At 39.4% G+C, this 14876-nt stretch carries 14 protein-coding genes and 1 pseudogene; 10 read left to right on the forward strand and 5 right to left on the reverse strand.

What is annotated here, in order from left to right; all coding sequences use genetic code 11:
• Window positions 1-551 precede the first annotated feature (551 nt).
• The 5 genes from ACSR9O_RS04985 (at window position 552) to ACSR9O_RS05005 (ending at window position 5591) form a co-directional block, all read left to right on the forward strand.
• On the forward strand, window positions 552-1151 hold the full coding sequence (locus tag ACSR9O_RS04985) for a nucleotidyltransferase family protein (RefSeq protein WP_434169254.1): 600 nt from the start codon (window positions 552-554) through the stop codon (window positions 1149-1151).
• A gap of 135 nt (window positions 1152-1286) precedes the next feature.
• Window positions 1287-3446, forward strand: coding sequence for a xanthine dehydrogenase family protein molybdopterin-binding subunit (locus ACSR9O_RS04990; protein ID WP_491724051.1), 2160 nt, complete (start codon window positions 1287-1289; stop codon window positions 3444-3446).
• Window positions 3443-3907 (forward strand): (2Fe-2S)-binding protein, encoded by a 465-nt coding sequence (locus ACSR9O_RS04995; RefSeq protein ID WP_034312987.1) that lies wholly within the window; start codon window positions 3443-3445, stop codon window positions 3905-3907. The genes ACSR9O_RS04990 and ACSR9O_RS04995 overlap by 4 nt, the downstream gene beginning before the upstream one ends.
• Window positions 3904-4770, forward strand: coding sequence for an FAD binding domain-containing protein (locus ACSR9O_RS05000; RefSeq protein ID WP_101221628.1), 867 nt, complete (start codon window positions 3904-3906; stop codon window positions 4768-4770). The genes ACSR9O_RS04995 and ACSR9O_RS05000 overlap by 4 nt, the downstream gene beginning before the upstream one ends.
• A gap of 26 nt (window positions 4771-4796) precedes the next feature.
• Window positions 4797-5591, forward strand: a complete 795-nt coding sequence (locus tag ACSR9O_RS05005; RefSeq protein WP_491724052.1) for an XdhC family protein — start codon at window positions 4797-4799, stop codon at window positions 5589-5591.
• A 341-nt stretch (window positions 5592-5932) separates the two neighbouring features.
• On the opposite strand, the pseudogene ACSR9O_RS05010 reads toward ACSR9O_RS05005, so the two are convergent.
• Window positions 5933-6030 (reverse strand): annotated as a pseudogene (locus ACSR9O_RS05010) (IS6 family transposase); the annotation flags it as partial.
• Window positions 6031-6129: 99 nt separating this feature from the next.
• On the opposite strand from ACSR9O_RS05010, the gene ACSR9O_RS05015 reads away from it, so the two are divergent.
• From ACSR9O_RS05015 to treR, 4 genes are all read left to right on the forward strand, one after another.
• Entirely contained in the window at window positions 6130-7242 is a 1113-nt protein-coding gene (locus ACSR9O_RS05015) for a DNA alkylation repair protein (RefSeq protein WP_491724053.1), read from the forward strand.
• Window positions 7243-7661: 419 nt separating this feature from the next.
• Window positions 7662-9113: a PTS system trehalose-specific EIIBC component gene (gene treP, locus ACSR9O_RS05020; RefSeq protein ID WP_101221630.1), complete on the forward strand. Its 1452-nt coding sequence runs from the start codon at window positions 7662-7664 to the stop codon at window positions 9111-9113.
• An 81-nt stretch (window positions 9114-9194) separates the two neighbouring features.
• Window positions 9195-10865 carry an alpha,alpha-phosphotrehalase gene (treC, locus tag ACSR9O_RS05025; RefSeq protein WP_491724054.1) on the forward strand — a complete coding sequence of 557 codons (1671 nt, stop codon included), beginning with the start codon at window positions 9195-9197 and terminating at the stop codon, window positions 10863-10865.
• A gap of 31 nt (window positions 10866-10896) precedes the next feature.
• On the forward strand, window positions 10897-11610 hold the full coding sequence (gene treR, locus ACSR9O_RS05030; RefSeq protein WP_101221632.1) for a trehalose operon repressor: 714 nt from the start codon (window positions 10897-10899) through the stop codon (window positions 11608-11610).
• A gap of 118 nt (window positions 11611-11728) precedes the next feature.
• Here treR and ACSR9O_RS05035 read toward each other — a convergent pair whose 3' ends face one another.
• The 3 genes from ACSR9O_RS05035 to ACSR9O_RS05045 form a co-directional block, all read right to left on the reverse strand.
• Complete coding sequence (locus tag ACSR9O_RS05035; protein ID WP_101221633.1) at window positions 11729-12076, reverse strand: DMT family transporter; 348 nt, start codon at window positions 12074-12076, stop codon at window positions 11729-11731.
• Between the two features lie 24 nt (window positions 12077-12100).
• Complete coding sequence (locus ACSR9O_RS05040; RefSeq protein WP_101221634.1) at window positions 12101-12430, reverse strand: DMT family transporter; 330 nt, start codon at window positions 12428-12430, stop codon at window positions 12101-12103.
• A 756-nt stretch (window positions 12431-13186) separates the two neighbouring features.
• A complete protein-coding gene (locus ACSR9O_RS05045; RefSeq protein WP_491724055.1) occupies window positions 13187-13684 on the reverse strand; it encodes a DEAD/DEAH box helicase family protein in 498 nt (165 codons plus the stop codon).
• 246 nt (window positions 13685-13930) lie between these two features.
• Between ACSR9O_RS05045 and ACSR9O_RS05050 the strand changes: the two genes are divergently transcribed.
• Window positions 13931-14392 carry a GNAT family N-acetyltransferase gene (locus ACSR9O_RS05050; protein ID WP_491724056.1) on the forward strand — a complete coding sequence of 154 codons (462 nt, stop codon included), beginning with the start codon at window positions 13931-13933 and terminating at the stop codon, window positions 14390-14392.
• Window positions 14393-14463: 71 nt separating this feature from the next.
• Here the strand turns inward: ACSR9O_RS05050 and ACSR9O_RS05055 are convergent, their stop codons facing one another.
• Window positions 14464-14766, reverse strand: a complete 303-nt coding sequence (locus tag ACSR9O_RS05055; RefSeq protein ID WP_491724057.1) for a CotD family spore coat protein — start codon at window positions 14764-14766, stop codon at window positions 14464-14466.
• Between the last annotated feature and the right edge of the window lie 110 nt (window positions 14767-14876).

A 14876-nucleotide genomic window follows, 5' to 3' on the forward strand; every position in this document is an offset into this window, starting at 1 on the left:
GATGGCGACGACCATCTGATTAGAATTATTTACAGTGTGTAACCTAATAAGGTTAAAGATAATGATATCTTTAGGAGTTTTAAAAGGTGAAACTAACTTAGTTAAATTACCGTGCTGTATACCTTTAATTCATGAACAAGAAAATAGATAAGCAAACATGCACCACTACATCTCATCTTTATTTTGTATTTTTCCTACCGTCTGCACTCTACACATATAGTATGTGGGAACATAGTTTACACCTAAAATAATTTTAATGTTGTGAAAAATTAGGGGTGAAATGATTCTGATTCTTATTTTGAATAAACAAAACAGACAGGAAAATATTTATCCTGTCTGTTTTTTGCCTCTTAAATAACTACGGTGAAGCGTACCATAAGTAATATAATGAGGCTTTTACGCATATAAAGAAAAAACAGTATCAGATTCTTTAATTAAAATTCAAAACATAAACAATCAATGTTCTCTTAATAGTCCATACAGCAAATCCTTCCTCCGCTTGTGATTTTATTGTGAGATTAAAGAAAAATGATAGGTAGAAGGTGACGAATATGGAAGCAATCGTCCTGGCTGCTGGATATTCCAGCCGAGCGAATGCATTTAAAATGACTTTGCCGATGGGGCAAATGAGCGTGTTGGAGCAAACGATCTCTAAATTTGAAGGATTATGCAACAAGGTCATCGTCGTAGCTGGATTTCAAGCGGAAATCATCCAAGAGGAAATTGTCAAAATTATCAGTGAAAATGCCTATTCATTTCAGATCAAGTTTGTTTATAATGAAAACTTTAACCAGGGAATGTTTCATTCCATTCAAAAGGGCTGCAACGAAGTAAATGCCCCAACCTTCTTTATAACACCCGGCGATTGTCCGCTTGTAAAAAAAGAGACTGTTCAGCTACTAGCAAAACACAAAGGAAACGTGGTTATTCCCAGCTTTGACTATAAAGGCGGCCATCCCATTAAATTATCAAGCGAAGTGAAACAGAAAATTCTCGAAACCAATCCAGAAAGTAATTTGCGTGTGGTCCTGGGCGGTTACGAAAAGCAATACATGAATGTAGATGACGCGGGAGTATTAATGGATGTTGATACACCGGAGGATTACCAAAAAGCCATTGATTACGATAATGCTTTAAATTTCTCGAAGTAAAAATAAAAATAAAAACTACGAAAATCTTGAATAGAAATGAATCATAAAAGATCATTCTCATTGATAAAATCATTGGAAGAGGTTTCTATTCAGAATATGTCCCATTAAAAAAATGAGTCGAAGGGTGTTGTTGCAATGAATCTCAAAGACATAAGCACCTCAGTGCCCAAAAAGGACCATAAAGGTAAAGTATCGGGCCAGTTGCCCTATATTAGTGACGTAAAAGTGGAAAATATGGTTTATGGTGTTTTGTATAGATCGCCAATTGCTTATGGAAAAATCATATCCATTCAATTACCTAACCTTCCAGAAGGGTATGAAGCTGTTGGAGCAGAGCATATCCCCGGACCGAATTATGTCAAAATTATCAAAGAAGATCAGCCCATTTTTGCCAATGAGTGGGTCAATTATATTGGTGAGCCAATTCTCATGCTCACGGGCAAAGACCTGGATATCCTGTACAGTTTGTTAAATGAAGTGAAGGTTGAATTTGAAGAACATCAGGCTATCTATACATTGGACGAAGCGATAAAGCAAAAATCAGTATCCTTAGTTTTGGCAAGCTATGAATTTGGGGAAAGCTTAGAAAACATTTCAGCTATCGAGCAGGGAGCCCATCAAATCATCGAAGAAGAATATGATACGGGTTATCAGGAGCATGTCTATCTTGAGCCGCAAGGAATGCTCGCCGTTTATAAGGATGATGAAATTGTCGTCCAGGGATCGATGCAATGTCTTTATTATATAAAAAATGCATTGCTAAGCGCATTAGCCTGTGGTGACGATGAAGTCAGGGTTGTTCAAAGTCCTACCGGCGGAGGTTTTGGCGGCAAAGAAGATTATCCTTCTATGATGGCTTGTCACGTAGCCGTTGCCGCAAGAGCAGTAAAAAAATCGGTAATGCTCGTGTTCGACCGTTCTGAGGATATGCTGGTAACGACGAAAAGGCATCCGGCCAAACTCAAATATCGGACGGCCCTTGATAAGGAAGGAAATATTTTGAGCATGTGTGTTGATATCTTTCTCGATGGAGGGGCAAATGTTGGATTGAGCTCTGTCGTGCTGCAGCGCGCATTATTAAACAGTGCCGGTGTTTATAAAATTCCGCATTTTCATGCAAAAGGCTATGTCTTAAAAACCAATACCGTTCCGAACGGCGCCTTCAGAGGCTTTGGTGCTCCTCAAAGCTTTGCCGGAATCGAAAGTCATATTGGACATCTTAGTAAACTGGCAAAAATCGACCCGCTTGAATATAAACGAAAATACCTCGTCAAACAAGGAGACCCCACCATCACCAAAGGTAAATTCCGCGACCCGATATTAGTGGAAGATATGATTGAGGACGTACTCAACGTGTCAGAATACAAGAAGAAAAAAGAAGACTTTCAGCGCTTAAATCAACAAAATCAGCGCTATAAAAAAGGCATAGGAACTTCGTTGTTCCTCCACGGCTGTGGATTTACTGGCAGTGGCGAAAGAGATCATATTAAAGCAAAGGTGAAACTGGTTAAATCAAAGGACGACCAGGTATCACTAAAAATCTCAAACTCTGATATGGGACAAGGTATTTTGACGACGTTGTGTAAAATTGTCGCCAAAGAACTTAACCTCCCGTTCGAAGATATTTTGTACCCTTATCCCGACACAAAAGAGGTTCCCGACTCGGGTCCGACCGTAGCTTCCAGGACGACGATGATTGTCGGAAAATTGCTTGAGCGGGCCGCAAAAAAACTTAAGAATCAGTGGCAAACAGGGGTGGAACAGGAAGTGGTTGAGCACTATGTTCACCGTGAAATGATTCCTTGGGACGAGAAAACCTTCACTGGAGATGCCTACCCGGCTTATTCATGGGGCGTTAATATCGTTGAAGTAGAAGTTGATACGTTAACAGGTAATTTAAAGTTAGAAAAAGTATACGGCAATTATGAAGTTGGGAAGGTCATCGATGAACGGATTATGAAAGGCCAAATTGACGGTGGTTTGGCTCAAGGGCTAGCATATGGTTATCTAGAAAAGATGACGTCAAAACAAGGTAGAATCCAACAAAAAAGCATATCGGATTATGGACCGCCGACTTCATTGGATATTGTTTCAATTGAAAGCAAGGTCTTTGATAACCCCTATGCTGATGGTCCATACGGGGCGAAGGGGGCAGGTGAATTGACTTTAATCGGAGGCGCTCCAGCAGTCCAAGCTGCGATTGAGGATGCCCTGCACACTTCTTTTCAGCAAATTCCGATTACACCGGAAGTCATTATTGAAAGTCTTTGGATGAAAGAAGGTGAAGAGGGTTGATTAAATTCACACTAAATGGAAGAACGGTAGAAACGGACGCCCCTGCTACAGCAAGATTACTAGATTTATTAAGAGATGAGTTTGAGTTAATCGGAACAAAGGAAGGCTGTGGTGAAGGGGAGTGCGGAGCCTGCAGTGTTTTTGTGAATAACCTCCTGCAAAACAGCTGCCTTATTCCAATTGGCTCGATTGCTGGTGCCGATATTCAAACGATCGAAGGCATCATTGAAACGGAACAATTTAAAATTTTAGATGAAAGCTATTCCATAGCCGGGGGAGTGCAATGCGGCTATTGCATACCGGGAATGATTATGGCAAGTGCAGCTTTGTTATCTGAAAATCCTCATCCTTCAGAGGCTGAAATTCGTGAGGGCATCTCCGGAAATCTGTGCCGATGTACGGGCTACAATATGATTGTTGAGGCGATTAACCTAGCAGCTAAAAAAGGTGATGGCTTATGATAGAGAAAATAACAGCGTATCGCTTCGAGCGTTTAGACGAAACTTTGAGCCAATTGAATAGAGAAGATTGTGCAATCATAGCCGGGGGCACCGATGTTATGGTTCTTCACAAAAGTAGAAGGGGAGTACCTCCAAAAATCCCTAAACCCATTGTTTTTATTAATCATCTTTCCGAATTAAAGCAGGTGTATCAACATCACAAGGATCTCCACATCGGGGCCTGCTGTACCTATAGTGAATTACTTGAAAATCCGTTGATTCCTTTTGCTTTAAAGAATGCAATTAAAACAATTGCTGCCCCGGCAATTAGAAACCGGGGAACATTAGGCGGTAATATTTGCAACGCCTCTCCAGCCGGTGACATGCTTCCTTTATTATATGTATACAATGCAAAGCTTCTGTTGCGCTCCGTAAATGGTGATCGCATGGTTGCGATTAGCGATTTCATTCAAGGTCCACGACAGGTTCAACGCTTTCACAATGAAATAGTAACGGAGATTATTCTGCCGTTCGTATTAGGAGATTCACATGTCGTTTTCGAGAAAGTCGGCAACCGCAACGCAGATGCCATTGCCAAAGTATCGTTTGCGGGTTTCGTCCGGATAAGCAAAGATCGAATCGATGACATTCGATTTGCCTTCGGGGCGGTCGGACCTACGATGGTTCGTTCCATTGATATTGAGAAGAAGCTGGTTGGAAAAACGATACCATTAGCCGATGCAGACATCGCTGAAATTGTGGCAGCCTTCGATAAGATCATTAGACCAATCGACGATCAACGCTCCACTGCGGCTTACAGAAAAACCGTTGCGTTACATCTTTTACGTTATTTTCTTAGCATGAAGCAATATCAACCGAATTAATGTTTAAAGATAGGGGGGAGCTTTTCATGCAGCTGATGGAAAAAGTGGCCATGCTGACGCGTCATAACGAAACCTTTGCTTTAGCCATGATTATTGAATCAAAGGGCTCGACTCCCAGGCATGTTGGAAAAATGATTGTCTACCGGGATGGTACCATTGAAGGGACTGTCGGAGGGGGCTTGGCTGAACACTATGTGATCGAAGATAGTGTAAAGGCGATCCAAGATGGCCAATCGAAAATCGTTGAATATAAATTGAATAAACATGCAAAAGACGGAATTCAGATGAATTGTGGCGGCACGTTACGGGTCTTTATTGAAGTCTATACAAGCAGGCCTGAACTCATTCTGGCTGGGGCCGGTCATTTAGGCCATGCGTTGGCAAAGCTCGCTGATTTCCTCGAATATCCTTATTGCATTGTCGATGATCGCGTTGGTTATTGTACAAAGGAACGCTTTCCGAATGCGACAAACCTTTTTGTGAACGAGGATATTGGAAAGGCTTTGCTCGCAGCCAACCTAAATGAAAAATCATATGTGGTAATTGTTACAAAAGATTGTGATGATATTGTATTAAAAACGGCACTGCAATTTCCGATTGCATATGTTGGGATGGTAGCCAGTAAACGCAAGGTCATAAGCATATTTGAAAAGTTAAAAAGTGAAGGGGTCACGCAAGAACAGTTGGAGCAGGTCCATTCTCCAATCGGATTGGAAATTGACTCGGAAACATCAGAAGAAATTGCCATCAGTATTATCGGTCAAATCATCAAATTAAGCAAGGAAAAAAAGCCTGTAAAAGTGAAACAATTAAATAGATAAGTAGAAAGGTCAGATAAAGCTAAAATCAAAATGTCTAATAGACAATTAGGTCAGTCCCCACGGTGTTAAAGTATTAACTCAGTGGGACTCTGACCCTTTTTCTTTGATAAAAGCTAGAAGCAGGCCCTTGCTCTTCAGAGTGGGCTTTTTGTCGTTTTGATTAATTCATTAATATGGTAGGAATATTTTACTTTATATGCTACTACTATCATACTATACACAAAGGAAAACTCCGGGAGGGCTTTTGTATGGGGATATTAGATGGACTTATGGGAAACGGGTTCTGGTGCAAAGATTGCATCTATTGGAAAGAGGTATATAGATCCCTATAGAATCAACTATTATGCAGCCATTCCAAATAGTGATGAATGAACTTCACTTGATTTTGGACAGACTTGTTCTGTAAAGTAAGCTGTCCTTTTTTAATGAAATGTATCGCTCTATGGATGAGAGTGCATAACATAGTTTGAAATGATAGCTGATAGGTAGTGCAAGTATCGAAAAAGCAAATTTAACCTGAAGAAAAGAAGTGAATTAAATGGCTGAGCCTTTAAAGGATTTATATAATGAAACGTTCATTCGTGAATTCGGTGAAAAAGTAAAGGGTGTCCATCCGTCCTTCGCTACTGAATCGTTTATAGGGGAAGTGATTGATGAGCATTGGGACGAGAGGAAGTTAAAAGAACGGATAAGGCACATTTCCATTACTCTTGGAAAGCATCTTCCAAGTGTTTATCAAGAGGCTCTGGATATTTTGTATCGGCTTGATAAGGATTGTGAAGGGTTTAGATATTTATTTTTCCCGGATTTTGTAGAGGTACATGGATTGAATAAGAAAGATTGGCCGTTATCGCTAGATGCGTTGGAGCGTTTTACAGCAAGGTCATCCTCTGAGTTTGCAATCCGTGCTTTTATCTTGCTTGATCCCGTTTTAATGATCGAGAAGATGAAGGAATGGACCAATCATGATGATGAGCATGTCCGCAGGCTGGCTAGTGAGGGATGCAGGCCCAGGTTACCTTGGGGGCAAGCTTTACCGATGTTCAAATCTGATCCGGCACCAGTCTTGGAATTACTTGAGAACCTGAAAAACGATCCATCCCTGTATGTTCGCAAAAGTGTGGCCAATAACTTGAATGATATTGCCAAAGACCATCCCAAAACCGTAATAGAAACTGCCAAGCGCTGGCATGAAAGCGGAGAACCCAACACGATTTGGATTATTCGACGGGGATGCAGGACCTTAGTTCGACAAGCAGATTCAGAGGTCCTTTCATTATTTGGATACACGGATATATTGAATAATCTGAATATCATTACAAACGCATTTATTAGAAATGAACCAGACTCGATTTGTATTGGGGAAACGAGTGAACTTCATTTCGGTTTTCAAGTTCAAGAAAAGAACTCTGTGAAACTTCGCATCGAGTATGCCATCGATTTTGTGAAAGCGAATCAGAAAACTTCCCGTAAAATTTTCCTATTGGCAGATAGGGATTTCTCAGATGGTGAAGAAGTTGAAAGAGTGAGGATTCACAATTGGAAAGACCTGACGACACGGCGACATTACATGGGAATCCATCGAATATCACTTCTTGTAAATGGTGTGGAAGTTGCAGAAACGCAAGTAAAATTAAACGCTGAAAGATAATGGATTTTTAAAAAAGTTTGGGAGATCTTGATTAATTACAGGATTACCAGCACTTATATCTGACAAACGAGGAGCTGAGAGTTCCTCGTTTTTAATTATTTCATGATAGTGAAACATTGCAAAATTACTTTTCATGCTTAATCACATTAAAAAGCAATTAAATCCAAGAAGATTGAAGGTTCCGATTGCTACTCGTCTTTCTTGAGAAATTACGGGTTAATATGGATGTTATCAAACATCCATATTAGCAATAACAGAATTGCAATTGAAAGTACATGATAATCAATCCTTTTAAAGTGAGGAAAAAAGTTATTGACAAAGCCTGTACGTACAGGATAATATGAAAGCGTATACAGAACCTATACGTACAGGTTATAAAAACAACTATATTTTGCTTTCTAGGGAAAGGAAGTAGTGAAATGGGTAAATACACAGAACCAGCAACGGATTTGCTCCAACATGTCGGAGGGAAAGAAAATATTGCGACGGTTACGCATTGTGCGACAAGAATGCGTTTTGCGTTGAAAGATCCCGCCAAGGCGGATGTAACGAATATCGAATCGATTAAGCTTGTGAAAGGAACATTTACACAAGCTGGCCAGTTCCAGGTCATAATCGGGAACGAAGTATCATCGTTTTATAATGAATTCGTTTCCATAGCTGGACTTCAGGAAGCGTCAAAAGAAGATGTGAAAAATGCAGCAAAACAGAATATGAGCTGGCTGCAGCGTATGATTGCACATCTTGCGGATATTTTCACCCCGCTAATTCCTGCCATAGTCGTTGGCGGACTCATTCTTGGTTTCCGCAATATTATTGGGGATATAAAAATGTTCGATGACAGCACAAAGACCCTTGTGGATATTTCACAATTTTGGGCAGGGGTACACGCCTTCCTTTGGCTGATAGGTGAAGCTATTTTTCATTTTCTTCCTGTTGGGATTACATGGTCGATCTCGAAGAAAATGGGCACGACTCAAATTCTCGGCATCGTCCTTGGTTTGACCCTGGTTTCCCCACAGCTTCTTAATGCATATGCAGTGGCAAACACAAAGGCAAGTGATATACCTTTTTGGGATTTCGGTTTTGCCCAAGTCGATATGATCGGCTACCAGGCACAAGTCATCCCAGCGATACTTGCAGGGTTCGTCTTGGCGTATTTAGAGCGGTTCTTGAGAGATAAAGTGCACAATTCCATTTCCATGATCGTCGTTCCATTTTTCGCTTTACTTCCAACTGTAATCATTGCCCATACCATTCTGGGGCCTATAGGCTGGAAAATCGGTTCTGTCATTTCTACGGTTGTATATTCCGGATTGACTTCATCAGTTGGCTGGCTGTTTGCTGCCGTTTTCGGCTTTGCCTATGCACCGCTTGTCATCACAGGCCTGCATCATATGACCAACGCAATCGATCTTCAGCTTATGAGTGAACTTGGCGGTACGAACCTATGGCCAATGATCGCATTATCCAATATTGCACAAGGTACGGCAGTGCTAGCAATGATTTACATCAACAGAAAAGACCAGGAGGAAAGGCAAGTTTCCATACCCGCCACGATTTCTTGTTATCTCGGTGTAACCGAGCCAGCCATGTTCGGCATTAACTTGAAATACGGCTTTCCGTTCTTAGCCGGTATGATCGGTTCACTTTTTGCAGGCATCGTTTCAGTGGGGTCTGGAGTAATGGCAAACTCAATCGGTGTTGGAGGGATTCCAGGTATCCTATCCATCCAGCCGCAGCATATGGGAATGTTTGCACTCGCGATGCTGGTTGCATTCGTTGTGCCATTCATTTTGACTATAGCATTCTCCAAGCGTCCTAATATGAACTTGAAAACAAGAACGAAAACAACGAAATTAAATGCTTAATAACGCGGAGGGAGAGCATTCTCCCTCTTTTTTTACCATACTGGCAAAAGATACATCAGGGATAGCAGGGGAGGAATTACAATGAAGGATTTTAAAAATAGTACGATCTATCAAATTTATCCGAAGTCATTTAAGGACTCGAACGGTGACGGCATCGGGGACATAAATGGTGTTATAGAAAAACTTGATTATTTGAGTATACTGGGAGTGGATTATATTTGGCTGACCCCTTTTTATCGTTCACCTCAAAATGATAATGGATATGATGTAGCGGATTATACATCCATTGATCCTGTTTTTGGGACGATGGATGATTTCGAAAGATTGGTGAAGGAGGCTAATTCGCGGGATATCCAAATCATGTTGGATATGGTATTCAACCATACATCAACAGAGCATGAATGGTTCCAAAAAGCATTGGCTGGAGAGAAAGAATATAAGGACTATTATATTTTCAAGAAATCGAAAAATGGAGAGCCCCCTACGAATTGGATTTCGAAATTCGGAGGCCCTGCATGGGAATATGTAGCGGAACATGATGAATACTACCTCCATTTGTTCGATCGGACACAAGCTGACCTTAATTGGGAAAATCCCAGAGTGAGGGAGGAAATCTTCAATGTAGTAAACTTCTGGCTGGATAAAGGTGTCAAAGGATTCCGTTTGGATGTCATCAATCTTATTTCGAAACCTGACATCTATGAAAATGACAAAGATGGAGATGGACGATGCTTTTATACAGACGGTCCCAAGATTCATCAATTCCTAAAAGAGATGAATGAAGAAACTTTCGGGAAGGATGAAGAGGTGATGACGGTAGGGGAAATGTCATCGACGACCATTGACCATTGCATCAAATATTCATCTCCAGTTGAAAAGGAGCTGTCAATGGTATTCAGTTTCCATCATCTAAAGGTGGATTATAAGGATGGGGAAAAGTGGTCACTTGCAGATTTTGACTTCAGGCAGTTAAAGGAGATCCTAAGCAGCTGGCAATATGGGATGCAAGAAGGAAATGGATGGAATGCCCTGTTCTGGTGCAACCATGACCAGCCGAGGATCGTATCCAGGTTTGGGAATGATCAAGAATATCACAAGGAATCGGCCAAGATGCTGGCAACAGCCATTCATATGCTTAGGGGAACCCCTTATATTTATCAAGGGGAGGAAATAGGGATGACCAACCCGAAATTCAATGAAATTGAACAATATCGGGACGTGGAATCGATTAATTATTACAATATTTTAAAAGAGGCAGGCAAGGATGAAAAGGAAATAATCGAAATCCTTCAAGCTAAATCCCGTGATAACTCGAGAACTCCTATGCAGTGGGAAAATGCGGAACATGCAGGCTTTACAAAAGGGACTCCATGGATTGCAGTGCCTGATAATGCCAAAATCATCAATGCTGAACACGCACTGATGGATCAGGATTCCATTTTTCATCATTACCAAAAACTTATATTCTTACGCAAGAAACATGATATCATTGCATATGGGGACTATCAGGAAATTCTTGGCGACCATGACCAATTGTACGCTTATGTACGCAGTTATGAAGACGAGAAACTTTTGGTCGTCAATAACTTTTATGCAAAAGAAACGGTCTTCGAAATTCCAAAGGATATAGACCTATCCGGATACAACTCAGAGCTCCTTCTCTCAAACTATATCGATTCGAAAGAACTTGCAGGTGATTTTATCCTTCGTCCCTATGAATCGGTGGTCTATTTGTTGAAAAAGGACGAGTAGCAGACTAAGAAAAATATATTGTGGTGATGAAATGAACAGCAAATACCTATCGCTATATGGTGATATCGTTTCAAAAATTGAAGAAGGAACCTTTCCGACAAATTCAAAGCTTCCTTCCGAAAGCAGCTTCATGGAAGAGTATGACATATCCAGGGATACTGTGAGAAAATCCTTACAGTTGCTTGAACAAAATGGATATATCCATAAAATCAAAGGCAAGGGTTCCTTTGTCTTGGATTTCAGCAAATTTAATTTTCCTGTAGCAGGCTTGATTTCCTATAAAGAAATGGTGGAAAAGTTGAATTTGCATTCCAAAACGATCATCCACAAGTTGGAGCTTGAGACCCCCGACTCAAAAATGGCCAAGCTTCTAGACTTAACTGATGATGGTGAAATATGGAAGGTGTTCCGGGTACGCCAAATCAATGGGAAGAAAATCATACTGGACAAAGACTATTTCAAAAGCGAATTCGTAACTAACCTGACCAAGGAAATTTGTGAGGATTCTATTTATGGATATATCGAAAAGGAACTCGGGCTCCAGATTGGTTTTTCCAACAAGGAAATTACCGTGGAGCCATGCAGTGAGGAAGATAAACAATTATTGGACATTGAAGACTTCGATATGGTGGCAGTTGTGAAAAGTACGGTCCATTTAATCGATGGAAGCTTGTTTCAATATAGCGAATCCAGGCATAGACCCGATAAATTCAAGTTCACTGACTTTGCACGAAGGACTTGGTGAAGGTTAAGGAAGAAATGAAGGACTGACTTTTGAAAGTTCAGTCCCATTCAAAATGAGAACCCCGCCGTTGAAGATATTTTTATTTTTGAAACGAGCGGGGAGATGAGGAGAGTCAAACTTAATTTGACTCTCCTTCCGCTTGTTTAGTGGTATGGGAAGCATTTAGTAAAATCACTCCGCCAATGATTAATACTAAACCGCCTAATGTAGTGATACTAAATGGCTCATTCCATAATAGTACGCCAATCATTGCCGTTAAAGCTGTGCCTATTCCTGACCAAATGGCATAAGCTAAGCTTAACGGAATTGTTTTAAGACATAAAGATAAGCTATAAAATGCAATGCTAAACCCAATTATAACTCCAAATGAAGCGAATAAATGTGTAAAGCCTTCAGACAACTTAAGCATGGTCGTACCAAATACTTCACTAATGATTGATATTCCTAAGGCTATGTATCCCTTCATATTATTACCTCCATTACTAAATTGTTAAGAAGTGCCTCCACTAGAGAGTTTCAAAACAACAACTCCTCCAATGATCAGGACTAAACCTAAAAATTTTTTCACGTTAAAGCTTTCTTTATAAACGATAACTCCCACTAAAGCAGTTAAAGCAGTGCCTATTCCCGACCAAATGGCATAAGCCGTTCCAAGCGGTATGGTTATTAAAGATAATGACAGGCAATAAAAAGCCAAACCCATTCCAATTACCACACCAATGGAAGGGAATAACCTTTTAAACCCGTTTGATACTTTTAACATCGAACTGCCAAACACTTCACTTAGGATGGCTATTGCCAAGAACGCATAAGGATTCAAGATGAACTCCTCCTAAATATTGATCTATTTTCGACCACTTCCCTCAAGAATCTTATCATCTAAAGGACTCATATTAAACTAAAACCACCTATAGTCAGTATCATATTTTCTGTCTTTGCTATTCACGCTCAATATTCATTTTAAAGTGATACAATAAGCCGCTTCTTCGAACCTGGTAGCAACATATAAGAAGGGTGAACAGGGATTTATAGGAATTTTGTCGAATTATTCCTTTAACGATTATATTACTTAAGAAATAGGGAAACGGTAGAATATGAAATTAATTAATAGTTATTCGGATAAATTTACTTTTACACTTTGGGAAGAACCTCTGTAAGTACATTATTTATTTTAAAATATACCTCGATAGAATAAATTGATGATGTAGCTAAACTTAGAATCCGTATTTCATCTCTATTAGAAACAACTTTAATAGGATTAGGCTTCCCGTTCTGGGGGAATAGATCACGTTCACAACAATTTAGTATCCCACTTTAGTGCATACTCTATACAAAGCTAGTTAATTTAATCAGATGTTACCGGGATGTAAAAAGGGATTTTCTATAGGAAGATCCCTTTTTACTACTACTTCAACTAACGACCCTTAAATCAAAAGCTAAACAAAAAGGCTTTGGTTATACCGATACGTTTATTTGGCTATGAAAGCCAGCAGCAGACAAGAGTGGATTTCGGAATAAATGTACGTATTTCTTCAGGAAGGTCCATATCTGCATTTATAAAAAATTTTTCCTTTATTTAGGCAAGCTTCTCCATTATCCATTGTTTAATTAACTTAGCGACTTGGGGCGGCGAAGTGGTAGAAGTGTCTATAGTAGGTATTGGTGGAACTGATGTTTTGGCTTCTTGAACTAAATTCTCAGATAGTTCATTCATATAATTAATGCTGTCAGCCGTCCATTTGCCACGAGCCGATAATCGTTGTGTACGCGCTTCACCGTTACAATAAAGATGTAGGTAATGAACTGGATTAAATAAAGGGAAATGGTCGCAAATTTCAACATTATATGGATCGGGTACATTGCCGAATAATACGGAATTACGTCCGGAATAAGCACTATAATAGGCAACCTTCAACCAATTATCACATGCTGTTTGATAATCGTCATTGTTAACGATAAGATCCATATCAAATACATTGAAATCCACCATGATTTTCTGCAATTCCAGTGAAGTTGCTGATTTACCTGAGCCACTAATGCCAGTCACAATAAAAAGAGGGTAAGTCATGATCATCACCTTCCAGTATATTAAGGAAATAGGTTACTAATATCATAATGATATTTTCCACTTTATTTATTAGTATGTTCAAACTGTTAATTCGCATCTTTTTTTTACCCAGAATGAAAAAAGAACTTTGCCTGCCTCTCTAGGAATGTGATTCTTCTTTACGGCTATTGACTGTCCTATATAAAAAATGTACTTTGAATATGAACATTACTGGTATATGGAAATTCACAGGATATAGTCAGGGGGATAATTATGTATGTTAGTCAAACCAGGGATCATGAAGTAATTGCAAAACTAAATAGAAATGTCCACGATCTGCATGCAAAACTATATCCTAAGTATTTTAAGGAATATAATTATAGTGCAATGAAGGAATCTTTCAAAAGTTTGGTTGAAAATAACAGTTTTGTTTTTCTCGTTTTTAAAGAACATGTAGAACCGATCGGTTACGTATGGATTGAAATTAAAAAATATCCAGAAAGTGCTTTTAAAAATGCGTATAAATCAGTTTATGTGCATCAGCTTAGTATCGTTGAAAATCAAACCAAAAAAGGTTACGGTAAAATACTAATGAATGAGGTCTATGAAATTGCCAAAAAGAATGATATAGATTTAATTGAACTGGATTATTGGTTTGAAAACAAAGCTGCAAAAGAGTTTTATCAAAAACAACACTTTAAAAAGTATAGGGAGTTTGCATTTAGACAGTTTTAAATCCTTTGACACTCATTATTCAAAGGATGGAGGAAGGAATTAATAAAAACCCCGAATTGGGGTTTTTTTAATTAATATCTTACCATTCTCCTTGAAAAACTAGGGGGTTGAGGAACTCCACAAATAAAGCTTTGGGAATAACACTCTTTCACGATACTTCTGGTATGCGGTATATATGTGTTGAAGTGTTTATTCACCGTAGTTGTATGTGTCGGGTGAAAAACCGGAATCACCGTGTTGATGACATTGGTTTTTACAGATTGCTTTGCTGGGGAGATTTGAGGTGGATTATACTGTGTAGGCATTCTGTGAGGTGGGCAATATTGTCGTGGACATTGACCGCCTTTCGGATGCCCCCAGGGCTTATTATACATTTAAACACCTCCTGGATTTTTTTTTGAAAGTCATTATTAGTTTATGAAAATAAATGATAAAGGGACTAGTATAAATGCCTTTATAAAAAATATCCTGGGCATATCAGATT

This window comes from Peribacillus sp. B65, from assembly GCF_058513295.1.